Source organism: Bradyrhizobium sp. SRS-191 (assembly GCF_024586915.1).
GTDB lineage: Bacteria > Pseudomonadota > Alphaproteobacteria > Rhizobiales > Xanthobacteraceae > Bradyrhizobium.
Map to the genome: position 1 here is coordinate 190,843 of NZ_JANBVS010000007.1, position 20,796 is coordinate 211,638.

A 20,796-nucleotide genomic window follows, 5' to 3' on the forward strand; every position below is an offset into this window, starting at 1 on the left:
CAGCGTGCTCGTCAACCGAACGCGGTGGTTATGGGTCCCGGCGTTCGCCAGGACGACACTGTTGATGTGGCGCGATCGCGCAGCTCAAACGAGTGCACTCACTCGTCCGCGCCGAACGAGAAGCTGCCGTCGCCTTCGAGATAGGGCGCGGTGCGCATGTAGAGCTGGCCGTTCTGGCCGACGAAGAACAGCGTGCCCTTCGGGACCTTCTTGGCGCCCTTCAGCAGCATGTCGGCGTTCTTGGTGCCCATCTTGTAGGCGAGCGTCTTGCCGTCCTTGCCATAGGCGTAGCCCATGTCGGGCTTGAGCTCCCACGGCTCCGGCGGCGCCGCGTGGGTCGCGCTGGCCAGCGCGCACAGCGCTCCCAGGGTGATCAGGGCTTTCAGAACCGGGCTCGTCATATCCTCCTCCACTTCCCAATTGGCTTGAACAAATCACGAACGGGATTGCGAGGTCAACGCCGTCAGCGGGTGGCGGATGCGGGCGCCTGACGGAATTTCCATTCGCAGATTTCGCGATTATCTTGCAGCGTGGTTTAGAAACAAATGCCAAGAAAACGATTTGGGGATGATTCGGATGAGCCTCGTCACGAAGATCGGTTGGGTTGCGGCGATGTCGCTGATGGCGCTGGCATCCGCTGCCCGGGCCGATGACTTCAAGCTGTCCAACAACCAGCGCATTGCCTGCAGCCGCGGTCTGTCCGCCGGCAAGCTCAACACCGCCGTCTGCAAGTCCTACGCCTATCTCTTCAACGTGAAGACCTCGGAGTATTTCCGCTGCCAGGTGTCGCTGTCGCTGACCCGGGACAACAAGGAAGTCCTCAACGTTCAGACCGATGGCAGCTGCACCAAGAAGCCGCGCGTGTTCGACACCGATTCGAAATACGAGTTCGACGCCACCGAGACCGAGCCGGCGAACACCAATTCCTTCTTCGGCAATGGCGGCTATTCGATCTGGGTGGCCGACACCACCCAGCAGAAGCTGCGCGGCTGCATCACGATTTCCTCGGGCCTCGGCTCCGACATCTCCAAATGCGTCGACATGACGTTTCAATGAGCCACCCGGCCTGACGACACGTCGCGGCCGCGACGCCCCGGTGGATCTGCGGTTCAAGCGGCCGGCCCGGTCAATGCTGGGTTGAAGCGTGGGGCCGGATTCCGCCTCACCGCCCCGGAGCTGCCGGACAGCCGCGCCGTGCGCCGCTGCCAGTCTTTCGGATGGGTTGACCCCGCGGCTGCATCCGTCCAATTTGCCGGCAAAATCAATGGGAGGACTGATGCGTTTCCTTAAATTCTCATGCACTGCAACCGGATTGTTCCTGGCCGCCGCCAGCCTGCTCGCGGCTCCCTCGGCGCAGGCCCAGAGCTTCATCAACGTGCTCACCGGCGGCACCTCGGGCGTCTATTATCCGCTCGGTGTCGCGATCGGGAAGATCTACGGCGACAAGATCCCGAACGTGAAGACCCAGGTGCAGGCGACCAAGGCGTCGGTCGAGAATCTTATCCTGTTGCAGCAGGGCCGCGGCGAGCTCGCCTTCGCGCTCGGCGACTCCCTGAAATCGGCCTGGAACGGCGAGGAGGAGGCCGGCTTCAAGACCAAGCTCGACAAGCTGCGCACGATCGGCGCGATCTATCCGAACTACATCCAGATCGTCGCGACGGCCGAGTCCGGCATCAAGACGCTGGCCGACCTGAAGGGCAAGAGCCTGTCGGTCGGTGCGCCCAAGTCGGGTACGGAGCTGAACTCGCGCGCGATCCTCGCCGCAGCCGGCATGAGCTACAAGGATCTCGGCAAGGTGGAGTATCTGCCGTTCGCGGAGTCGGTCGACCTGATGAAGAACCGGCAGCTCGGCGCAACCTTGCAGTCGGCCGGCCTCGGCGTCGCTTCGCTGAAGGACCTGTCGACCTCGTCGCCGATCACCGTGGTGTCGGTGCCGAAGGAGGTCGTCGACAAGATCGGCGCGCCGTTCGTGGCCGCGACCATCCCGGCCAATACCTATACCGGCCAGGACAAGGACGTGCCGACCGCGGCCGTGATCAACTACCTCGTCACCAGCTCAGCGGTCTCGGATGATCTCGCCTACCAGATGACCAAGCTGATCTTCGAATCGCTGCCGGAGCTCGCCAATGCGCATGCCGCCGGCAAGGAGATCAAGCTGGAGACGGCAGCCCAGGACAGCCCGGTGCCGCTGCATCCGGGCGCGATCCGCTACTACAAGGAAAAGGGCATCCTGAAGTAGGGGCGCCGCTCGCCGGACCGCTCTGCGGGCCGGATGGTTTGCATCCGACTGCGCGGGACACCTCCCGCGCAGTCTTGTCGTTAAGCGGGACGCGTTGGGCGCGCCGACTTCGGGACGCGTTGGGGACATCATGACGATCGAAGCCGTGAACATGGAGACGCCGGTCAAGGTCGAGTTCGACAATTTCGAGCACGGCTTTCCCGAAGGTTTCGGCCCCGGCCGCTGGGGCTATCTCGCCTACGGCATCGGCCTCGCGTTTGCGCTGTTCCAGCTCTATGTCGCCGCCTTCAATTATCTGCCGAGCCAGGTGGTGCGCGGCGTCCATGTCGGCTTCCTGCTGCTGCTGACCTTCGGCCTGATCGGCAACTTCACCGCCAAGACCGACGCCGGGCGCATCGCCGGCTGGGCGATCGGTGCGATGGGGTTCCTGTGCGGCCTCTACCAGTGGATCTTCTATGCCGATCTGATCGCGCGGGACGGCGATCCCACGCGCGCCGATCTCGTGGTCGGAACATTGCTCGCCGTGCTGATCTTCGAGGGCACGCGCCGCCTGATGGGCCTTGCGCTGCCGCTGATGTGCGGCGCCTGTCTGCTGTACTGGTTCTTCGGCCAGTACCTGCCGTCCCCGCTCAACCATCGCGGTTACGACTTCGATCAGGTGATCACGCATCTGTCGTTCGGCACCGAAGGCTTCTACGGCGTGCCGATCTACGTCTCCGCGACCTACATCTTCCTGTTCATCCTGTTCGGCTCGTTCCTCGAACATGCCGGCATGATCCAGCTGTTCACCGACGTCTCGCTCGGCCTGTTCGGCCGCACCCGCGGCGGCCCGGCCAAGGTCGCGGTGTTCGCCTCGGGCATGATGGGCACGATCTCCGGCTCGGGCGTCGCCAACGTCGTGACCGTCGGCCAGTTCACGATTCCGCTGATGATCAAGTTCGGCTATCGCCGCGCCTTCGCGGCCGGCGTCGAGGCCACGGCGTCGATGGGCGGCCAGATCATGCCGCCGGTGATGGGCGCCGTCGCTTTCATCATGGCCGAGACGCTCGGTGTCGACTACTCGGTGATCGTCAAGGCTGCCGTCATTCCGGCCATCCTCTACTTCGTCTCCGCCTTCTGGATGGTGCATCTGGAGGCCGGCAAGCACGGCCTCACCGGCATGAAGCCGTCGGAGATCCCGAGCGCCTGGAAGGCGCTGGTGGCGCGCTGGTACCTCGTGCTGCCGCTGGCCGCGCTGGTCTACATGCTGTTCGAGGGCTTCACGCCGCTCTATGCGGGATCGATGGGCTTGGCGCTGACGGTGGCGCTGATCCTGGGCACCTCGATCACGATGGGCTTCTCCAACCAGGTGCCGCGCTACGTGTTCTGGATCGGGCTGGCCCTGGTGGTCGGTGCGCTCTCGCGCGACGGCCTGCAGATCGTGCCCGTCGCCTCCGTCGTGGTGGCGCTGGTCGTCATCACCGGCTTCGTGCGCGGCGGCATGGCGACCCTGCACGCGTGCCGCGACTCGCTCGCCGAAAGCGCCAAGTCGGCGCTGACCGTCGGCATGGCCTGCGCCATCGTCGGCGTCATCATCGGCATGATGACCCAGACCGGCGTCGGATCGATCTTCGGCAGCTGGGTGATCGGGCTCGGCAAGACCAGCCTGTTCGCGGCGCTGATCATGACCATGCTGCTGTCGATCCTGCTCGGCACGGGCATTCCGACCATCCCGACCTACATCATCACCGCGGCGCTTGCCGCGCCTGCGCTGGCCAAGCTGGGCGTGCCGCTGATCGCGAGCCACATGTTCGCGTTCTACTACGGCATCATGGCCGACCTCTCGCCGCCCGTGGCGCTGGCCGCGCTTGCCGCAGCGCCGATCGCCAAGGAGAACCCCGACAAGATCGGCTGGGAAGCGATGCGCATCGCGCTCGCCGGCTACGTCATTCCGTTCCTGTTCGTCTATTCGCCGGCCCTGATGCTGCAGGCCGGCGATCCGATGGAGGCGCAGATCGGCTTCTACGGGGCGGTGGCGTACGCGTTCGCCAAGGCCCTGGTCTCGATCGGCCTGTTCGGCATGGTCGCGATCGGCTTCCTGTACACGCGCATGACGGTGGTCGAGCGCCTGGTGGCGTTTGGCGCATCGGTCTGCCTGCTCGGCGAGTTCCCGTACAGTGATGTGCTGGGCTTCGTGCTGGCCGTCGTGATCGTGGCGTGGCAGTGGCGGCAGCGGCCGTCGGCGACTGTGGCGGCGTCCGCTTGAGCCTCTGCCTGGCGTCATCCGGTGTGGTGAAGGCGCTGGCGCTGGCCGGCTTCACTCTGGCCTGGACCCATTCGGTGGAGAAGACCGGATGGCAGGAGGACTGGCGCGTCGCGGCCGACGGCCTGCAACTGGTGCAGGCGCGGGTCAAGGGCTCCGGCGCCGGCATGGAGCCGCCGCCCGAGGCGCGGCTGGTCGATGGCTGGTACCAATGGTCTATCGATCGCGGGCCGCTATCGCGGATCGTGCTCGCCAATTCCGGCGCGGCCGGGGAATGGCGGATCTGCAACGATGGGCAATGCCGGACGATGTCGGAGATCTTCGGCCATGACATCGGCACTGCGACGATCACGATGAGCGCCTGCAACGAATAACAAACAACGGGAGAACGCGATGGGACGTCTCGAGGGCAAGGTCGCGCTGGTGGTGGGCGCAGGCTCGATCGGGCCGGGCTGGGGGAACGGCAAGGCGACCGCGGTGACGTTCGCGCGGCAGGGTGCCAAAGTGTTCTGCGTCGACCGCAACAAGGAAGCGGCGGCGGAGACGGCCGCGATCATCAACGGTGAAGGCGGTCTGGCTGAGGCCTATACCGCCGATGTCTCGAAGGCCGCCGAGGTCGAGGCGATGGTCAAGGCCTGCGTCGCTGCCTATGGCCGCATCGACGTGCTCGACAACAATGTCGGCATCGCCGAGATGGGCAGCGTCGTCGATGTCGAGGAAGCCGAATGGGACCGCGTGTTCGCGGTCAACCTCAAGAGCGCCTATCTCGCGATGAAGCACGTCATTCCCGTGATGATCGGGCAGGGCGGCGGCTCCATCATCAACATCTCGTCGGTGGCGTCGATCCGCCAGGTCGGCATCTCCTATGTCAGCTACGGCGCCAGCAAGGCGGCGATGAACCAGATGACGCGTACGACCGCCGTCGAGTTCGCGCCCAAGCATGTGCGCGTCAACGCGATCCTGCCCGGCCTGATGAAGACGCCGATGGTCGAGCATTCCGCCGGCTTAGCTGCAAGCTACGCCAAGGGCGACGTCGATGAGATGTGGAAGAAGCGCGATGCGCAGGTGCCGATGGGGCACATGGGCGACGCCTTCGATGTCGCCAACGCCGCTCTGTTCCTCGCCTCTGATGAAGCGAAATACGTCACCGGCATCACGCTGGTGGTGGATGGCGGATTGACCTGCCGGAGTTGACGCGCCGGAAGTCTCCTCCGTCATTGCGAGCGAAGCGACGCAATCCAGAGCCCTTGAGCGGCCCCTGGATTGCTTCGTCGCCTTCGGCTCCTCGCAATGACGAAGAGGCCGGTGGGCGGTTACTGCGCCATCGCCAGGATGCTGCCGCCGATCGCATGCCACGCCGGCGTCATGCTGATCGGCCAGTTCAAAAGCTTCACTGCCATCAGCGCAATCCCGCCATAGAGATAGACCGGATGGACTCGTCCGAAGGTGCGGCGGTCGTAGATGATGGCGACGACGAGCAGCAGATAGGCGACGAAGGCCGGCGGGATGGTGACGAACACCGGCGGCGGACCGAGCGGGCCGGGTGGCGCCAGGAACGTCAGGAACCAGCGGGCAACAGCGGCGTCGAGCAGCGAGATGCCGGCCAGCAGCATCAGCCGCTTGTGCGTTTCCGGGTGCCGCGCCTGCATGATCGCGAGCGTGAACACCGCGGCGAAGAAGGCGATGCCGCCGAGCGGAACGATCGCAAAGGCAATGCCCGCGTCGGTCTGGCCCATGGCGGCGGACCGCTTCATCGCCTCGACCGCCACGAGAAAGCCGAAGATCGTCATGGCGGTGGCGAGCGACACGCCGAAGATGCCGAGTGATCGGTGCCATGACGTCCGCCCCGAGGCGGCAAGCCAGCTTTGGAGCACGAAATACAGCGTCCAGGTGAAGAACAGGAAGCCATGGAAATGAACCACGGGCGCGCCGGAGAACGAACCGCGGGCCAGCGGCAGCCAGTAGGTCGGCGCAAAGCCGAGGAAGGCAACGGCCATGCAGGCCAGGGCCATATGGAAATAAAATGTGCGCGCAGGGGACGCGATGACGCCGCGTGCGCGCGAATGCTCTGTCAGGATCGTCATGGAGGTTGTGTCTGCCGCCGGTGCTTCAGGTTCAATTCCCGGGCAGACGCGGCAGTCTCGCCGCATCGACGAGAGCGCGAGCGGAGCGCGCCGGGCGATCACGTGGATGTCAGTTGTCTGCGAGCGCGATTCGGCGCGGCGGCGCCCAGGCGTCAGCCTCGCGGGAGGGACTTCCTTCGCGGTGCAGCGGCTGTATAGTTTTGGCGAAGGACATCGCTCTGCCGCCGGTGTCCGGCTTGCCCACGCCTCGAGAAACAGCCGCATTGCTGACATCCATTTCATCACGGACCAGAATTGTTCGCCGCGGGAACGCGCGCCGGTTGGCCGCGCTCGTCACCTCGTGGTTATTGTTCGCGACGGCGGCCCATGCCATCGGCGCAGCCGAGCCGGCCAAGGAGCCGGTGGTGGATGCGACCGCCTGCATCGCCGCATCCGAGGCGCGTGATGGCGACAAGGTGCTGACCGAATGCGGCGCGCTGATCGACAATGCCAAGGTTCCGAAGAGCGACCGCATCAATGCGCTGATCGCGCGCGCCTCGATCTACATCGTCAGGGGCGAGGCCGATCGCGCCATCGCCGACTATGGCGTCGCGCTGCAGCTCGATCCGACGCTCGCCAGCATCTTCAATGCGCGCGGCGAGCTGTATCGGAAGAAGGGCGACCGGCCGAAAGCGCTGGCCGATTTCGCCGCGGCGCTGCGGCTCAATCCGGATCACGCCAGCGCCCGCAGCAACTATCATGACCTCGCCGTCGAGCTCGAGCGTCTCGGCGCGCAGATGGCGGTCGCCGGGCGGCCCAGCTTCAATTGCGCGACGGCGCGGCGCGCGGTCGAGAAGGCGATCTGTGCCGATCCGGAGCTTGCCAATCTCGACCGTGAGATCGACGGCTCGCATGCCCGCGTGATTCGTGAGGCACCGGGGCCGGCCGCGGCCCGCGCGCTGCAGCGCGAGCAGGACGTGTTCGTTTCCCGGCGCAACGCCGGATTTGGCCAGCCCGGCTACGATCTCAAGAAGGCGATGCAGGACCGGCTGCGGCGGCTGAACGGCTCGGACGGCTATTAACCATCGGATTGGCGGCTTGAACCCGGCTCGGGCCGGTGACGACAACGGGGAAGCCGACCGCTCCCGGTCGATGACCCAAGCCGAGCCAACGCCGATGCCTTGTTTTATTCGAGCCATGTCGCCCCGCAAGTCTTACCGCGCGCTGTCACTGGCTGCTGGATTCGTCCTCTGCCTGCGAGCTTTTCCAGCGGTCGCGGCGGAATGCACGCCAGGCAGCAAAGCATCTCCATCCGAACTGATCACCGCGTGCAACGTCGCGATCGAGCAGGCGGCGAGCGCGCCGAGGGATCAGTCCGCTGCGCTCGTCATCCGCGCCGATGCCCAGGCGCGCACGACGGGCGGCATGAGCCAGGCGCTCAAGGATCTCGATCGCGCCATCGCGCTCGACGGCAAGAATGCGCGCGCCTATCGGCTGCGCGGTGATCTCATGCGCGAGGCCGGCGGCGATGCCGGCAAGGCGACGGCCGATCTGAGCATGGCGATCTCGCTCGATCCCAATGACGCCGAAGCCTATGAGCTGCGCGGCGTCGTCTACACCGAACAGCGCCGGCTCGATCGCGCGCTCGCCGACTACGACCAGGCCATCCGCCTGAAGCCCGAGTACGCGCAGGCCTATGCCGATCGCGGCGTCGCGTTCTATCTGCGCGGCGACAACGAGAAGGCGGTGCAGGACTACAACGAGGCCATCCGCCTCGACCCCGATCGTCCGCGCACCTTCACCAACCGCGCCGCCGCCTATAAGAAGCTCGGCCAGATGGACAAGGCGCTGGCCGACGATGACGAGGCGATCCGCCGCGATCCGAAAGTGCCGGAATATTACGACAATCGTGGCCTGACCTACGCCGCGATGAAGGAGTACGACAAGGCGATCGCCGATTACGACCAGGCGATCAAGCTGCAGCCGAAGCCGAACTTCCTGACCAACCGCGGCGATTCCTATCAGTTCAAGGGCGAGCTCGGCTCGGCCCTCAACGATTACGATGCCGCCTTGCGCCTCGATCCGAATTTCGCGCTGACCTACAACAACCGGGCCGTGCTGTTCCGCAAGATGGGCGAGCGCGCCAAGGCGCTGGCGGACTACGAGGCCGCGCTGCGGCTCGATCCGGGCAACGACAATGCCGCGAGCGGCCGCCGCGTCATGATAGCGGAGATCAGGAAGTTCGGCGCCGAGCCGCCGCGGCCCTTGAACGCGCCGACGGAACACAGCGGCCCGTCGTTTGCGTGCGCGACCGCCGTACGTGAAGTGGAGAAGGTCATCTGTGCCGATCCGCAGCTGTCGGTGCTCGATCTCGGCATTTCCGAAAGCTACGCCCGGCTCTTGAAGTCGTCGCGCGGCCGCTCCGCCGCCGAGCTGCGCGGCACCCAGCGCGACTTCATCGCCGAGCGCAACGCCCGCTTCGGCAAGCCCGGCTACGACCTTCGTCTAGCCATGCAGCGTCGCCTGGACGCCCTGCGCGACGCAGCGCATTGATCCGGCCTGGAAAATTGCCGGAGGTTCAGGTCCACCTGATCTGGATCAATTCATGACGGCTTGAACTGTCGCTTTGTCCCGGACAATAGTCGGGAATAAACACAGATCTTGGGGAAACGTCATGAGCGCTGCGAGCCGCTATCACGAGGTCCATGCCCGGTCGCTGCAGGACCCGGAAGGGTTCTGGGCCGAGGCCGCCCGCGCGATCGACTGGATCGAGCCGGCCAAGAAGGTCTTCGACCCCACGATGGGCGCCTATGGTCGCTGGTTTGCCGGCGCCGTCGTCAACACCTGCTACAATGCGCTCGATCGCCACGTCGCCGCCGGCCGCGGCGACCAGCTGGCGCTGATCCATGATTCGCCGCTCACCAACTCGGTCACCAGGATCACCTACGCCGAGATGCTGCGGGAGGTGCAGACGCTCGCCGCGATCATGCAGGATTTCGGCGTGGGCAAGGGCGATCGCGTCATCCTCTACATGCCGATGGTGCCGGAGGCGATGGTCGCGATGCTCGCCTGCGCGCGCATCGGCGCGGTGCATTCGGTGGTGTTCGGCGGCTTCGCGGCCAAGGAGCTCGCCACCCGCATCGACGATGCGACCCCGAAGCTGGTGCTGTCCGCGAGCTGCGGCATCGAGCCCGGCCGCATCGTGCAGTACAAGCCGCTGCTCGACCAGGCGATCGAGCTGTCCGACAACAGGCCCAAGGCCTGCATCATCCTGCAGCGTCCCGAGCATGTCTGCGAGCTCAAGCCCGGCCGCGACTACGACTGGGCGGCGCTGCGCAAATCCGCGCTCGCCAACGGCAAGCTCGCTGCTTGCGTGCCAGTGCTCGCGACCGATCCGCTCTATGTTCTCTACACGTCCGGCACCACGGGCAAGCCGAAAGGCGTGGTGCGCGACAATGGCGGGCATCTGGTCGCGCTGAAATGGTCGATGGAATATCTCTACGGCATCAAGCCCGGCGAGGTCTGGTGGTGCGGCTCGGATATCGGCTGGGTGGTCGGCCACAGCTACATCATCTACGGGCCGCTGATTCACGGCGCGACCTCGGTGATGTATGAGGGCAAGCCGGTCGGCACGCCCGATGCCGGGGCATTCTGGCGCGTCATCGCGGATCACAAGGCGGTGGCGCTGTTCACCGCGCCGACCGCGTTCCGCGCCATCCGCAAGGAGGACCCGGAAGGCACGTTGCTGCGCCAATACGATCTGTCGCAATTCCGCACGCTGTTCCTGGCCGGCGAGCGCGCCGACCCGCCGACGGTGGAATGGGCCGAGCAGCAGCTGAAGGTGCCGGTGATCGACCATTGGTGGCAGACCGAGACCGGCTGGTGCATCGCCGGCAATCCGGTCGGCCTCGGCCTGCTGCCGGTCAAGCACGGTTCGCCGACGGTGCCGATGCCGGGCTATCAGGTCGACATCGTCGACGAGGCGGCCAAGCCCGTGCCTGCGAACACGATGGGCTCGATCGTGATCAAGCTGCCGATGCCGCCGGGCTGCCTGCCGACGCTGTGGCAGCAGGAAGACCGCTTCAAGGAATCCTATCTCAGCGAATTCCCCGGCTACTACAAGACCTCCGACGCCGGCTTCAAGGACGAGGACGGCTATGTCTTCGTGATGGGCCGCACCGACGATATCATCAACGTCGCGGGACATCGGCTCTCGACCGGCGGCATGGAGGAGATCCTGGCCTCGCATCCGGATGTCGCCGAATGCGCCGTGCTCGGCATCAAGGACGCGATCAAGGGCGAGGTGCCCTGCGGTTTCCTGGTGCTCAAGGCCGGCGTCGCGCGCAGTCCGTCGGTGATCGAGAAGGAGATCGTGGCCCTGGTGCGCGACAAGCTCGGGCCGGTCGCCGCGTTCAAGCTCGCCATCACCGTCGGCCGCCTGCCGAAGACGCGCTCCGGCAAGATCCTGCGCGGCACCATCAAGAAGATCGCCGACGGCGAGCAATGGAGCATGCCGGCCACGATCGAGGATCCCAAGGTGCTCGAGGAGATCGGCGAGGCGCTGAAGAGCCGGGTGTAGCGTCACGCTGCTCAGGGTCACCGCGCGGCGTCGATCGTGCTCAACCCTCATGGTGAGGAGCGCCGAAGGCGCGTCTCGAACCATGAGGCCACAGTCGGGCCTCGCCCTTCGATATGCCCGCCTCTGGCGGGCTCCTCAGGGTGAGGAGCACGGGTGCGCTCCTGGGCTTGACCCCGGCCTTCATTGTCGTCAAGCAACGGCCTCAGACCGCCCGATCGACGAGAATGGAACGCTCGATGCGACAGACTTCCGCCCGCCTCGCTTTGGTGCTGCTGACCGCGCTCTCGCTCGCAGCCTGCGCCTCCCGAAACCAGGGCGCGGCGGTCGCGCTGGGCAATGATGACGACGATGCGGTCTGCCAGGCCGGAGGCAAGGTCGCGCCGGGCTCGTCGGACTATGTTGCCTGCCGCAAGGACCGCGACGTGCAGCGGCAGCGCGCGGAAGCGCGCGCCGATCGCCGGCAGCGCGATCTCGGCGAATACATGATGAACCATCCCGATCGCCCCTGACCGGGACTGCAACCGCCTCGCATGGCGCGTGTCTCCCATGCAACAGTTTGGCGACATCGGTGCTGCAACATCGCCGATTGATTGAGATCAAATCCAACCCCATGGCGTCCCTGCCACATCTGTGACCGCAAGAGCGCGGCTTGGCCCGCGCGAATTGAGCGGAAGTGCAGCTCAACTGTGGCTATGGGGACCCCGATGAATAGAACCTTCCAACTCTCGTCGTCGCTGCTGGTGCTGGCGGCAATCTGCGGCGCCATGGGCTCTGCGCAGGCAGCCGACCTGCAGGCCGCGCCGGTCTACACCAAGGCGCCGGTTGTCGAGGCCTGGAATCCCTGGATGCTCCGCGTCCGTGCGCTCGGCGTGCTGCCGGATGCCGGCGGGTCGAGCGTGAACGTCGCCGGCGTGCCGGCGCTGTCGTCGCCGAATTCCGGCCTGAAGATTTCCAATCAGGTCGTGCCCGAGCTCGACATCAGCTATTTCTTCACCAAGAACATCGCGGCCGAGCTGATCCTCGGTGTGACCCGGCACTCCATCAGCGGCACCGGCACGCTGGACGGCCTCAATATCGGCAAGGCCACGCTGCTGCCGCCGACCCTGACGCTGCAATATCACTTCACTGATTTCGGCGCCTTCAAGCCCTATATCGGCGCGGGCGTGAACTACACGGTGTTCTTCAACCAGAGCGCATCCAATCAGGTGTTCAATGGTCTCGCGGTGACCAACCTGCACATCTCGAACCAGTGGGGCGGCGCGGTCCAGTTCGGCTTCGACTACATGCTCGACAAGCATTGGGGCTTCAACGTCGACGTCAAGAAGCTGTGGCTGCAGCCGAACTACTCGGCGACCGTCAACGGCGCCATTCCGGTCACCGGGCGCGCCAACATCGACCCGTGGCTGGTCGGCGCCGGCATCACCTACAAGTTCTGATTTTTGAAATTCCTCCCAAGACTGCGATGGCGCCGGATTTTCCGGCGCCATTTTTTTCGGTAGGATTGCTGCTGCGGGTTTATTAGCTCGATGGGGAGATCGCGTTAGCTTGATGGGGAGGTCGCGCCTTCCCACAGCTGTCGTCCCGGCCTTGAGCCGGGACCCATACTCCGCAGCGGAGGTGAGGAATGAGGCGCCGAGTCACGGCCAGCTGGGCCGTTCCACAATCCTGTGGTTATGGGTCCCCGCGTTCGCGGGGACGACGTCGGAGAGCGTGTTGTGCGCCGGTGACGGATAACAGACCGGCGATGGATGCGCCAAGGAGCTGGACGCCCTCGCGTCCTACTCCTCGTCCTCGTCGTGCTTCTTGCCGCCGATGGTCTTGAGCTTGGCGAACACGGCGTCGACGTTGAGGTCGTCCTCGTCGCGGCCCGCCGGCTCGTACTCGTCCTTGCGGGTGGTCTCGGAGGCCGGCAGCAGGGTGGCGCCGCTGTAATTGGCGTCGAGCGGCTTCTCCTTGGCGGCGCGCTGCACCTCGAAATCGAGCTCGATCTGCGAGCACAGGCCGAGCGTCACCGGGTCCATCGGGGTCAGGGTCTGCGCGTTCCAATGGGTGCGGTCGCGGACGCTGGCGATGGTGGTCTTGGTGGTGCCGACCAGGCGCATGATCTGCGCGTCCTTGAGCTCGGGATGGTTCCGCACCAGCCAGAGAATGGCGCTCGGCCGCTCATGGCGGCGCGACACCGGGGTGTAGCGCGGGCCTTTGCGCTTCGGCTGCGGCGGCAGCACCACCTTGCTCTCCTGCAGCCGGAGCCGGTAATTCGGGTCGCGCTCGGCCTTCTCGATCTCCTCGCGGGTGAGCTGGCCGGTCGAGATCGGGTCCATGCCCTTGATGCCCTGGGCCGCGTCGCCGTCGGCAATGGCGCGCACCTCCAGCGGGTGCATCTTGGTAAAATCGGCGACCTGGTCGAAGGTCAGCGCGGTATTGTCGACCAGCCACACGGCAGTTGCCTTCGGCATCAGCGGGGCGTTGCTCATGGCAAATCTCCTTTGTGCTCCGCCCCGGCCCTGGGAGGCGAAACCTGCGGTCATCGGCGATGACGGGGAATTCGCCCTATATAAGCCGTCCCGGGGGCAGGGCGCAATGGCCTGACGAAAACGGCCTTGACAGGGCTCGAAAGCAGTCCCAAGTCCTACCTAAACGAGTTCTAGCTCGAAGCCGTGACGTTTCGACCGCCCCCGCTTGCCGGCCCGGGGTGCCTCGGTCGCCGCAACAAGCCCGCACAGATCAGCTCAGACCGCCCATGGCAGCCAAACCAGACCTGAAAATCGTGCTTTGCTCGCCGCGCGGCTTCTGCGCCGGCGTGGTCCGCGCCATCGATACCGTCGAACGGGCGCTCGCCATTTATGGCGCCCCGGTCTATGTCCGCCACGAGATCGTGCACAATAAATACGTGGTCGACAGCCTGAAGACCAAGGGCGCGATCTTCGTCGAGGAACTCGCCGAGATCCCCGACAGTACCAACGCACCGGTGGTGTTTTCCGCCCATGGCGTGCCGAAATCGGTTCCCGCCGAGGCCCAGGCGCGCAATTTCTTCTCCCTGGACGCGACCTGCCCGCTGGTGACCAAGGTCCACCGTGAGGCAGCCATCCATTTCAAGCGCGGCCGCGAGATCCTGCTGATCGGCCATTCCCACCACCCGGAGGTGGTCGGCACCGTCGGCCAGCTGCCTGCCGGCGCCGTGACCCTGATCGAGACCGCCGATGACGCGGCGACCTTCACCCCGAAGGATCCGAACAACCTGGCGTTCGTCACCCAGACCACGCTGTCGATCGACGACACCAAGGATATCGTCGCGATCCTCAAGGGCCGGTTCCCGAACATCTCCGGCCCGCACAAGGAAGACATCTGCTACGCCACCACCAACCGCCAGCTGGCGGTGAAGAAGGTGGCGCCGGTGGTCGATGCGCTGATCGTGGTCGGCGCGCCGAACTCGTCCAATTCGCAGCGCCTGCGCGAGGTCGCCGAGCGCGAGGGCTGCCCGATCGCCGTGCTGGCGCAGCGCGCCTCGGACATCGACTGGTCGCGCTTCGAGGGCATCAAGAGCCTCGGCATCACCGCCGGCGCCTCGGCGCCCGAGGTGATCGTCGAGGAGATCATGGGCGCCTTCGCCGAGCGCTACGTGCTGCATGTCGAGACCGTGTCGGCCGCGGAGGAGAACGAGTTCTTCCCGCTGCCGCGATCGCTGCGGCCGGAAGCTGCGGCCGAGTAGATCGGCCGCCGTCTTTTCCACCCTCGCTCGCCCATCGGCCTTGAACGCGGCGCCCGCATGCGCGATGAAGGGCGCAACGGGCCTGTCCGATGATGAAGTTCGCATCGGAGAGGCGGGGCAGGCGAACTTCGATCACTGGGATAGCGCATGGCGGTCTACACCGATGTCGCCGCCGACGAGCTTGCGGATTTTCTCAAGACCTACGACATCGGCGAATTGCTCTCCTACAAGGGCATCGCCGAAGGTGTCGAGAACTCCAACTTCCTGCTCCACACCACCAAGGGCTCCTACATCCTCACGCTCTATGAGAAGCGCGTGGCGGTGGACGACCTGCCGTATTTTCTAGGCCTGATGGCGCATCTCGCCGAGCGCGGCGTGAGCTGTCCGCAGCCGGCGCGCAACCGCGACGGCGCGGTCTATTCCAGCCTCTCGGGCCGGCCTGCGGCCATCATCAACTTCCTCGAAGGGATGTGGCCGCGCAAGCCGACCGTCGTGCATTGCACGGGTGTCGGCGAGGCGCTGGCGCGGATGCATCTGGCCGGCCGCGATTTCCCGCTGGTGCGCAAGAACCCGCTCTCGGTGTCCGGCTGGCGCTCGCTGTTCGCCCAGGCGGGCGACCGCGCCGACTCGGTGCAGGCCGGTTTGTCGACGCTGCTCTCGACCGAACTCGATCTGCTCGCGCGCGCCTGGCCGACGAATCTGCCGGAAGGCGTCATTCACGCCGATCTGTTTCCGGACAACGTGTTCTTCCTTGGCGATGAACTGTCGGGGCTGATCGACTTCCCGTTCTCCTGCAACGACATCCTCGCCTATGACGTCGCCATCTGCCTGAACGCCTGGTGCTTCGAGGCCGATCATTCCCTCAACGTCACCAAGGCGCGCGCCTTCTTCAACGCCTATGGCCGCGTGCGGCCGCTGTCGGAGGCCGAGCTTTCGGCGCTGCCGCTGCTGGCGCGCGGCGCGGCGATCCGCTTCCTGCTGACGCGGCTGGTCGACTGGCTCAACGTGCCCGCGGGCGCGCTGGTCAAGCCGAAGGATCCGCTCGAATATCTTCGCAAGCTGCGCTTCCACCAGGCGGTGACTAGCGTGCGCGACTACGGCATTGGGGCTGCGGCATGAGCGAGCATCCGGTCGTCAGCATCTTCACCGACGGCGCCTGCTCGGGCAATCCCGGCCCCGGCGGTTGGGGCGCGATCCTCCGCTTCGGCGACAAGGAGAAGGAGCTCAAGGGCGGCGAGCCGCACACCACCAACAACCGCATGGAGCTGATGGCGGCGATCTCGGCGCTCGAAGCGCTGAAGAAGTCGTGCCAGGTCGAGCTCTACACCGACAGCCAATATGTCCGTCAGGGCATCACCGGCTGGATCCATGGCTGGAAGCGAAATGGTTGGAAGACGGCCGACAAGAAGCCGGTCAAGAACGCCGAGCTCTGGCAGCGCCTCGACGAAGCGCTGAAGCCGCACAAGGTGAACTGGCACTGGGTCAAAGGCCACGCCGGCCACCCCGAGAACGAGCGCGCGGATCAGCTCGCGCGCGATGGGGTCGCGATGGCGCGGATGCAGAAGAACGTGCGGAGTTAGCCGTATCGCCATTTGAGCGTCCGGCGAACCAGGAGCGTCGCGACGATCAATATGAGTTCAGCGCTCCAGAACCAGCGCCCTGCGTCTGTGAATCCCATGTGCTCACGGGCCATGTACATCGACAATCCGAGCACGATCAGCGCCATGACGCTGCCGATCCAGTAGAGCGGGTCGCGGGCCAAGCCGCTCGCCCAATGCTCTGCCGCATCCTCGTGCGCGCGGCGCATGCGCCATAGGCAAAAAACGGCCACGCCGCAGGCGATCAGGATTGTTGTCATACGATCTCCCGACCTATTGCTGTCTGTTCCTAGCGACCGAACGTTTCCGATGCTCGTCTCGGTTCGGTAAAATGCGAAGGCCAAATAAGCAAAAGGCCCGCGCGTGAGCGCGGGCCTTCGTATTCAGATCAAGCCATGCCGCCTTACAGCTGCCCGAGCAGCGTGTCGCCGCCGGAGACTTCGACCTTGCCTGGAGCGGCTTCGAGGTTCAGCTTGGTGACCTTGCCGTCCTCGACCAGCATCGAGTAGCGCTTGGAGCGGATGCCGAGGCCAGCGCCGGAGGCGTCGAGCTCCATGCCGATGGCCTTGGTGAAGTCGGCATTGCCGTCGGCCAGGAAGATCGCCTCGTCGCGCTGATCGGTGTCGCGCTTCCAGGCGTTCATCACGAAGGCGTCGTTGACCGAGACGATCGCGATGCTGTCGACGCCCTTGTCCTTCATGGCATAGGCGTTGAGGAAGATGCTCGGCAGATGCATCTTGTGGCAGGTGCCGGTGTAGGCGCCGGGCACCGCGAACAGCGCGACCTTCTTGCCCTTGAAGATGTCGTCGGTGGTTTTCACCTGCGGGCCTTCACCGGTCATCACGCGGAACTGGGCTTCCGGCAGCTTGTCGCCAACCTGGATCGTCATATCGAAACTCCTTCCCCTGGATCTGTCTGGTAGCGCGTCTTGCGAAGTATCTTTGCGAACGTGTCTTGCGCCGTGCGCGCTACACTATTCGGCAGGCCGAAAACGGCAACGGCCCGCCGCGTTCACGACTCCGTCATCGCACAACGGTGCTGCGGTGCCAACGGATCAGGCGGCGGCCGCCGGATTCTTCTTCTCGTCACGCAGCTCGCGGCGCAGGATCTTGCCGACATTGGTCTTCGGCAGCTCGGTCCTGAACTCGATCTGCTTCGGCACTTTGTAGTTCGTCAGCTGCTCGTGGCAGTGCTTGAGGATGTCCTCGGGTGTCAGGTTCGGGTCCTTCTTGACCACGAACGCCTTGACGACCTCGCCGGTCTTCTCGTCGGGCAGGCCGATCACGGCGGTCTCCAGCACGCCCGGATGGGTGGCGATGACCTCCTCGACCTCGTTCGGATAGACGTTGAAGCCGGAGACCAGGATCATGTCCTTCTTGCGGTCGACGATCTTGACCGAGCCGTCCGCGGCCATCACGCCGACGTCGCCGGTGCGGAAGAAGCCGTCCGAGGTCATCACCTTGGCGGTCTCGTCCGGCCTGTTCCAGTAGCCGGCCATCACCTGCGGGCCCTTGGCGCAGATCTCGCCGGGCTGGCCGAGCGGCACCTCGTTGCCGTCATCGTCGCGGATCGACAGCCAGGTCGACGGCAGCGGCAGGCCGATCGTGCCGGTGAACTCGGTCGAGGTCGGGACGTTGCAGGTCAGGACCGGCGCGGTCTCCGACAAGCCATAGCCTTCGGCGATGCTGCAGCCGGTCACCTGCTTCCACTGCTCGGCCACCGGGCGCTGCACCGCCATGCCGCCGCCGTTGGAGACCTTGAGCTTGGAGAAGTCGATCTTCTTGAAGTCAGGGTGATGCAGCAGGCCGTTGTAAAGCGTGTTGACCGCCGGGAAGGTGTTGACCTGGTACTTCATCAGCTCCTTGATGAAGCCCGCGATGTCGCGCGGGTTCGGGATCAGCAGATTGGCGCCGCCGGCGCGCACCGCGAGCAGGAAGCAGCAGGTCAGCGCGAAGATGTGATAGAGCGGCAGCGCGCAGACGATCAGCAGCTGATCGACATGCGGCGGCCTGTCCATCACCGGCTGCAGCCAGGCATCGTTCTGCAGCACGTTGGCGACGACGTTGCGGTGGAGCAGCGTGGCGCCCTTGGAGACGCCGGTGGTGCCGCCGGTATATTGCAGGAAGGCGACGTCGTCGGGGCCGATCACGGGCTTCTGGAAGCGCTTGCCGCGGCCGGCAGCGAGGGCATCGTTGAACGGCACCGCGCCCGGAAGCGAGAATGCCGGCACCATCTTCTTCAGCCGCCGGACGACGAGATTGACGATCACGCCCTTGAAGCCGAGCAGGTCGCCCATGCTGGCGACCACGATATGCTTGACCTGGGTGTGGCCGACCACCTGCTGCACCGTGTGAGCGAAATTCTCCAGCACGATGATCGCTTCGGCGCCGGAGTCCTTGAGCTGGTGCTCGAGCTCGCGCGGCGTGTAGAGCGGGTTGACGTTCACCACCGCATAGCCGGCGCGCAGCACGGCCGAGATCGCGATCGGGTACTGCAGCACGTTCGGCATCATCAGCGCGACACGCGCGCCCTTGGCCAATCCCAGCCCCTGCAGATAGGCGCCCATCGCGACCGACATCTCGTCGAGCTCGCGATAGCTGATCGCCTTGTCCATGCAGATGAAGGCGCGGCGGTCGGCGAATTTCTTAAAGCTCTCTTCCAGCAGATCGACCAGCGATTGATATTTGCCGGGATCGATATCGGCGGGAACGCCGGCCGGATAGTGCTTGAGCCAGATGCGCTCCATGAACCTTCCTCTCCTGATCGTCTCTTATGGCTGCTTGATGCGTCTGCGCCGGTCGTGTCCGGGCGACTTTCGGCGCCAATATCCAGCCTCCGGCCGGGCAAGGCAAGCGGCCGGGGCGTAGACCAAAGAGGGACGGGGAGAACCGTCCGCCGGCGGCGAGGTCGCCTGCCGGCGCGGGTGTGCGGCGCGGGGATCAGCCGTCCTTCGGCGCCGGCTTGCCCTCGGTCTTCGGCTTGGCGGCTGCCTTCGGCTTGGCTGGCTTGGCCGCTGTGTCGGCAGCGGGTTTTTCCAGCGGTTTCGTGCCGGAATCGTGCTTGGCGGCGACGTGGCGGGCCGCAGCCGGCTTGGCCTCGGCGTTTTTCGCGTCGGGCTTGGCGACCGGCTTCGCCTCCGCCTCGGACTTCGCCGCGGTGCGGGTCGCCGGCTTGGCGTCCTTCCGGGCGGCCACGGCATGCGCCTTCTTGCCGCGGTGTTTCGCCGGGGTCTGCGCGTCTGCATCGGCAGCGACCGCGGCGATCAGCGCCGGGCCCGTGCGGGTGGGACCGGTATAGACCAGCACCGGCTCGGACGGGGCGGGCGCTGCGGCCAGGAGCTCTGACGGCTTCATCGTCGGCGTCTGCAACCCGGCGAGCAGGGTGCCGCCGGTGGTCGTCTCGCCCTCGGTGCTCGCCTCTTCGCCGTCATCGTCGCTTGCAGGCCGGTGGCGCTTGCCGCTGCACATGTCGTCGCGCAGGTTCGGCGGCGTCGCGTCGACCGGCACCAGCTGCTCGACATTGCCGAGCGGCGCTTTCAGCCAGCTGAGCTGGTTGCCGTTGAAGCCGCGATCGAGCATCTGGATCGCGCGCACCGCGCGCATCTGGCCCGAGGAGGCGCCGAGCACGACCGCGATCAGGCGCTTGCCGTTGCGCGTCGCCGACGCCACGAGATTGTAGCCGGAGGCGCAGATGAAGCCGGTCTTGAAGCCGTCGGCGCCGGGATAGCGCCCGATCAGCCGGTTGAAGTTCTGCACCACGCGACGGCCGTAGCGGATCGACGGGATGTGAACGAAGTACTCGTATTCGGGGAGGTCGCGGATGATCGCGCGCGCCAGGATCGCGAGGTCGCGCGCCGAGGTGATCTGGCCGTCGGCCGGCAGGCCGTTGGGATTGACGTAGCTCGTCTGCGTCATGCCGAGCCGCTGCGCGGTCTCGTTCATCATGATCGAGAAACCGTCGATCGAGCCGCCGATGCCTTCCGCCAGCACGACCGCCATGTCGTTCGCCGACTTCACCAGCATCATCTTCAGCGCGTTGTCGACGGTGAGCTGCGTGCCCGGCCGATAGCCCATCTTCGACGGTGATTGCGAGGCCGCGGTCGGCGACACCGTCAGCAGCGTGTCGAGCGAGGCCTTGCCGTCCTTCACCGCCTTCAGCGTCACGTAGGCCGTCATCAGCTTGGTGACGGAGGCGGGGTACCAAGGATAGGTCGCGTTCTGCGCCTCGAGCACCTTGCCCGTGTCGGCCTCGACGAGCAGCAGCGCTTCGGCATTGGCCAAGCGCGGCGCGAGCACGAGCGCGGCAGCAACAGCGATGATCTTGAGCGGGGAATAGCGGAACAACAGGCGAAGCGTCTGCACTGGTC

Annotated in this window: 21 protein-coding genes; 13 read left to right on the forward strand and 8 right to left on the reverse strand. The window is 65.6% G+C overall.

From position 1 onward, the window contains the following. Positions 1 to 98: 98 nt before the first annotated feature. Complete coding sequence (locus NLR35_RS15170) at positions 99 to 401, reverse strand: hypothetical protein (RefSeq protein ID WP_257167334.1); 303 nt, start codon at positions 399 to 401, stop codon at positions 99 to 101. A gap of 175 nt (positions 402 to 576) precedes the next feature. On the opposite strand from NLR35_RS15170, the gene NLR35_RS15175 reads away from it, so the two are divergent. The 5 genes from NLR35_RS15175 (at position 577) to NLR35_RS15195 (ending at position 5,675) form a co-directional block, all read left to right on the forward strand. Continuing rightward, positions 577 to 1,056 (forward strand): hypothetical protein, encoded by a 480-nt coding sequence (locus NLR35_RS15175; protein WP_257167335.1) that lies wholly within the window; start codon positions 577 to 579, stop codon positions 1,054 to 1,056. Positions 1,057 to 1,276: 220 nt separating this feature from the next. Beyond that, positions 1,277 to 2,239: a TAXI family TRAP transporter solute-binding subunit gene (locus NLR35_RS15180; protein ID WP_257167336.1), complete on the forward strand. Its 963-nt coding sequence runs from the start codon at positions 1,277 to 1,279 to the stop codon at positions 2,237 to 2,239. 151 nt (positions 2,240 to 2,390) lie between these two features. Further along, on the forward strand, positions 2,391 to 4,484 hold the full coding sequence (locus NLR35_RS15185; protein ID WP_257167470.1) for a TRAP transporter permease: 2,094 nt from the start codon (positions 2,391 to 2,393) through the stop codon (positions 4,482 to 4,484). Beyond that, positions 4,481 to 4,855, forward strand: a complete 375-nt coding sequence (locus tag NLR35_RS15190) for a DUF1850 domain-containing protein (RefSeq protein WP_257167337.1) — start codon at positions 4,481 to 4,483, stop codon at positions 4,853 to 4,855. The genes NLR35_RS15185 and NLR35_RS15190 overlap by 4 nt, the downstream gene beginning before the upstream one ends. A gap of 19 nt (positions 4,856 to 4,874) precedes the next feature. Then, the gene (locus NLR35_RS15195) at positions 4,875 to 5,675 is read left to right on the forward strand and encodes an SDR family NAD(P)-dependent oxidoreductase (RefSeq protein WP_257167338.1); all 801 of its coding nucleotides are present in this window, start codon (positions 4,875 to 4,877) and stop codon (positions 5,673 to 5,675) included. Between the two features lie 119 nt (positions 5,676 to 5,794). Here NLR35_RS15195 and NLR35_RS15200 read toward each other — a convergent pair whose 3' ends face one another. Beyond that, the gene (locus NLR35_RS15200) at positions 5,795 to 6,565 is read right to left on the reverse strand and encodes a hypothetical protein (protein ID WP_257167339.1); all 771 of its coding nucleotides are present in this window, start codon (positions 6,563 to 6,565) and stop codon (positions 5,795 to 5,797) included. A 109-nt stretch (positions 6,566 to 6,674) separates the two neighbouring features. After that, the gene (locus NLR35_RS15205) at positions 6,675 to 6,989 is read right to left on the reverse strand and encodes a hypothetical protein (RefSeq protein ID WP_257167483.1); all 315 of its coding nucleotides are present in this window, start codon (positions 6,987 to 6,989) and stop codon (positions 6,675 to 6,677) included. Between NLR35_RS15205 and NLR35_RS15210 the strand changes: the two genes are divergently transcribed. From NLR35_RS15210 to NLR35_RS15230, 5 genes are all read left to right on the forward strand, one after another. Beyond that, the gene (locus NLR35_RS15210; RefSeq protein ID WP_257167340.1) at positions 6,886 to 7,626 is read left to right on the forward strand and encodes a tetratricopeptide repeat protein; all 741 of its coding nucleotides are present in this window, start codon (positions 6,886 to 6,888) and stop codon (positions 7,624 to 7,626) included. The two genes, NLR35_RS15205 and NLR35_RS15210, sit on opposite strands and share 104 nt — an antisense overlap. A gap of 115 nt (positions 7,627 to 7,741) precedes the next feature. Further along, complete coding sequence (locus tag NLR35_RS15215) at positions 7,742 to 9,097, forward strand: tetratricopeptide repeat protein (protein ID WP_257167341.1); 1,356 nt, start codon at positions 7,742 to 7,744, stop codon at positions 9,095 to 9,097. Between the two features lie 121 nt (positions 9,098 to 9,218). Next, complete coding sequence (locus tag NLR35_RS15220; RefSeq protein ID WP_257167342.1) at positions 9,219 to 11,123, forward strand: propionyl-CoA synthetase; 1,905 nt, start codon at positions 9,219 to 9,221, stop codon at positions 11,121 to 11,123. 236 nt (positions 11,124 to 11,359) lie between these two features. Then, positions 11,360 to 11,632: a hypothetical protein gene (locus NLR35_RS15225; RefSeq protein WP_006613149.1), complete on the forward strand. Its 273-nt coding sequence runs from the start codon at positions 11,360 to 11,362 to the stop codon at positions 11,630 to 11,632. A 195-nt stretch (positions 11,633 to 11,827) separates the two neighbouring features. Continuing rightward, positions 11,828 to 12,559, forward strand: coding sequence for an OmpW family protein (locus tag NLR35_RS15230; RefSeq protein ID WP_257167343.1), 732 nt, complete (start codon positions 11,828 to 11,830; stop codon positions 12,557 to 12,559). A 342-nt stretch (positions 12,560 to 12,901) separates the two neighbouring features. Here the strand turns inward: NLR35_RS15230 and NLR35_RS15235 are convergent, their stop codons facing one another. Then, positions 12,902 to 13,597 carry a DUF1013 domain-containing protein gene (locus NLR35_RS15235; protein ID WP_009030002.1) on the reverse strand — a complete coding sequence of 232 codons (696 nt, stop codon included), beginning with the start codon at positions 13,595 to 13,597 and terminating at the stop codon, positions 12,902 to 12,904. Positions 13,598 to 13,863: 266 nt separating this feature from the next. Here NLR35_RS15235 and ispH point away from each other — a divergent pair, with 266 nt between their 5' ends. The 3 genes from ispH to rnhA all read left to right on the forward strand — a co-directional run bounded on the left by ispH (position 13,864) and on the right by rnhA (position 16,412). Beyond that, a complete protein-coding gene (gene ispH, locus NLR35_RS15240; protein WP_006613152.1) occupies positions 13,864 to 14,832 on the forward strand; it encodes a 4-hydroxy-3-methylbut-2-enyl diphosphate reductase in 969 nt (322 codons plus the stop codon). 147 nt (positions 14,833 to 14,979) lie between these two features. Beyond that, positions 14,980 to 15,951 (forward strand): homoserine kinase, encoded by a 972-nt coding sequence (locus NLR35_RS15245; protein WP_257167344.1) that lies wholly within the window; start codon positions 14,980 to 14,982, stop codon positions 15,949 to 15,951. Continuing rightward, positions 15,948 to 16,412: a ribonuclease HI gene (gene rnhA / locus NLR35_RS15250; protein WP_257167345.1), complete on the forward strand. Its 465-nt coding sequence runs from the start codon at positions 15,948 to 15,950 to the stop codon at positions 16,410 to 16,412. Before NLR35_RS15245 ends, rnhA begins: the two co-directional genes overlap by 4 nt. Here the strand turns inward: rnhA and NLR35_RS15255 are convergent. The 4 genes from NLR35_RS15255 to NLR35_RS15270 all read right to left on the reverse strand — a co-directional run bounded on the left by NLR35_RS15255 (position 16,409) and on the right by NLR35_RS15270 (position 20,791). Next, the gene (locus NLR35_RS15255) at positions 16,409 to 16,690 is read right to left on the reverse strand and encodes a hypothetical protein (protein ID WP_257167346.1); all 282 of its coding nucleotides are present in this window, start codon (positions 16,688 to 16,690) and stop codon (positions 16,409 to 16,411) included. The genes rnhA and NLR35_RS15255 overlap by 4 nt on opposite strands. 143 nt (positions 16,691 to 16,833) lie before the next feature. Further along, positions 16,834 to 17,319, reverse strand: a complete 486-nt coding sequence (locus NLR35_RS15260) for a peroxiredoxin (RefSeq protein WP_035647238.1) — start codon at positions 17,317 to 17,319, stop codon at positions 16,834 to 16,836. 165 nt (positions 17,320 to 17,484) lie between these two features. Next, positions 17,485 to 19,176: a long-chain fatty acid--CoA ligase gene (locus NLR35_RS15265; protein ID WP_257167347.1), complete on the reverse strand. Its 1,692-nt coding sequence runs from the start codon at positions 19,174 to 19,176 to the stop codon at positions 17,485 to 17,487. Between the two features lie 193 nt (positions 19,177 to 19,369). Further along, a complete protein-coding gene (locus NLR35_RS15270) occupies positions 19,370 to 20,791 on the reverse strand; it encodes a serine hydrolase (protein WP_257167348.1) in 1,422 nt (473 codons plus the stop codon). Positions 20,792 to 20,796 lie beyond the last annotated feature (5 nt).

Coding starts and splice junctions, on each gene's coding strand:
- NLR35_RS15170 (WP_257167334.1), bottom strand. CDS start 401: ATGACGAGCCCGGTTCTGAAAGCCCTGATCACCCTGGGAGCGCTGTGC.
- NLR35_RS15175 (WP_257167335.1), top strand. CDS start 577: ATGAGCCTCGTCACGAAGATCGGTTGGGTTGCGGCGATGTCGCTGATG.
- NLR35_RS15180 (WP_257167336.1), top strand. CDS start 1,277: ATGCGTTTCCTTAAATTCTCATGCACTGCAACCGGATTGTTCCTGGCC.
- NLR35_RS15185 (WP_257167470.1), top strand. CDS start 2,391: ATGGAGACGCCGGTCAAGGTCGAGTTCGACAATTTCGAGCACGGCTTT.
- NLR35_RS15195 (WP_257167338.1), top strand. CDS start 4,875: ATGGGACGTCTCGAGGGCAAGGTCGCGCTGGTGGTGGGCGCAGGCTCG.
- NLR35_RS15200 (WP_257167339.1), bottom strand. CDS start 6,565: ATGACGATCCTGACAGAGCATTCGCGCGCACGCGGCGTCATCGCGTCC.
- NLR35_RS15205 (WP_257167483.1), bottom strand. CDS start 6,989: ATGCAGGCGGTCGCATCCACCACCGGCTCCTTGGCCGGCTCGGCTGCG.
- NLR35_RS15215 (WP_257167341.1), top strand. CDS start 7,742: ATGTCGCCCCGCAAGTCTTACCGCGCGCTGTCACTGGCTGCTGGATTC.
- NLR35_RS15220 (WP_257167342.1), top strand. CDS start 9,219: ATGAGCGCTGCGAGCCGCTATCACGAGGTCCATGCCCGGTCGCTGCAG.
- NLR35_RS15225 (WP_006613149.1), top strand. CDS start 11,360: ATGCGACAGACTTCCGCCCGCCTCGCTTTGGTGCTGCTGACCGCGCTC.
- NLR35_RS15230 (WP_257167343.1), top strand. CDS start 11,828: ATGAATAGAACCTTCCAACTCTCGTCGTCGCTGCTGGTGCTGGCGGCA.
- NLR35_RS15235 (WP_009030002.1), bottom strand. CDS start 13,597: ATGAGCAACGCCCCGCTGATGCCGAAGGCAACTGCCGTGTGGCTGGTC.
- ispH (WP_006613152.1), top strand. CDS start 13,864: ATGGCAGCCAAACCAGACCTGAAAATCGTGCTTTGCTCGCCGCGCGGC.
- NLR35_RS15245 (WP_257167344.1), top strand. CDS start 14,980: ATGGCGGTCTACACCGATGTCGCCGCCGACGAGCTTGCGGATTTTCTC.
- rnhA (WP_257167345.1), top strand. CDS start 15,948: ATGAGCGAGCATCCGGTCGTCAGCATCTTCACCGACGGCGCCTGCTCG.
- NLR35_RS15255 (WP_257167346.1), bottom strand. CDS start 16,690: ATGACAACAATCCTGATCGCCTGCGGCGTGGCCGTTTTTTGCCTATGG.
- NLR35_RS15260 (WP_035647238.1), bottom strand. CDS start 17,319: ATGACGATCCAGGTTGGCGACAAGCTGCCGGAAGCCCAGTTCCGCGTG.
- NLR35_RS15265 (WP_257167347.1), bottom strand. CDS start 19,176: ATGGAGCGCATCTGGCTCAAGCACTATCCGGCCGGCGTTCCCGCCGAT.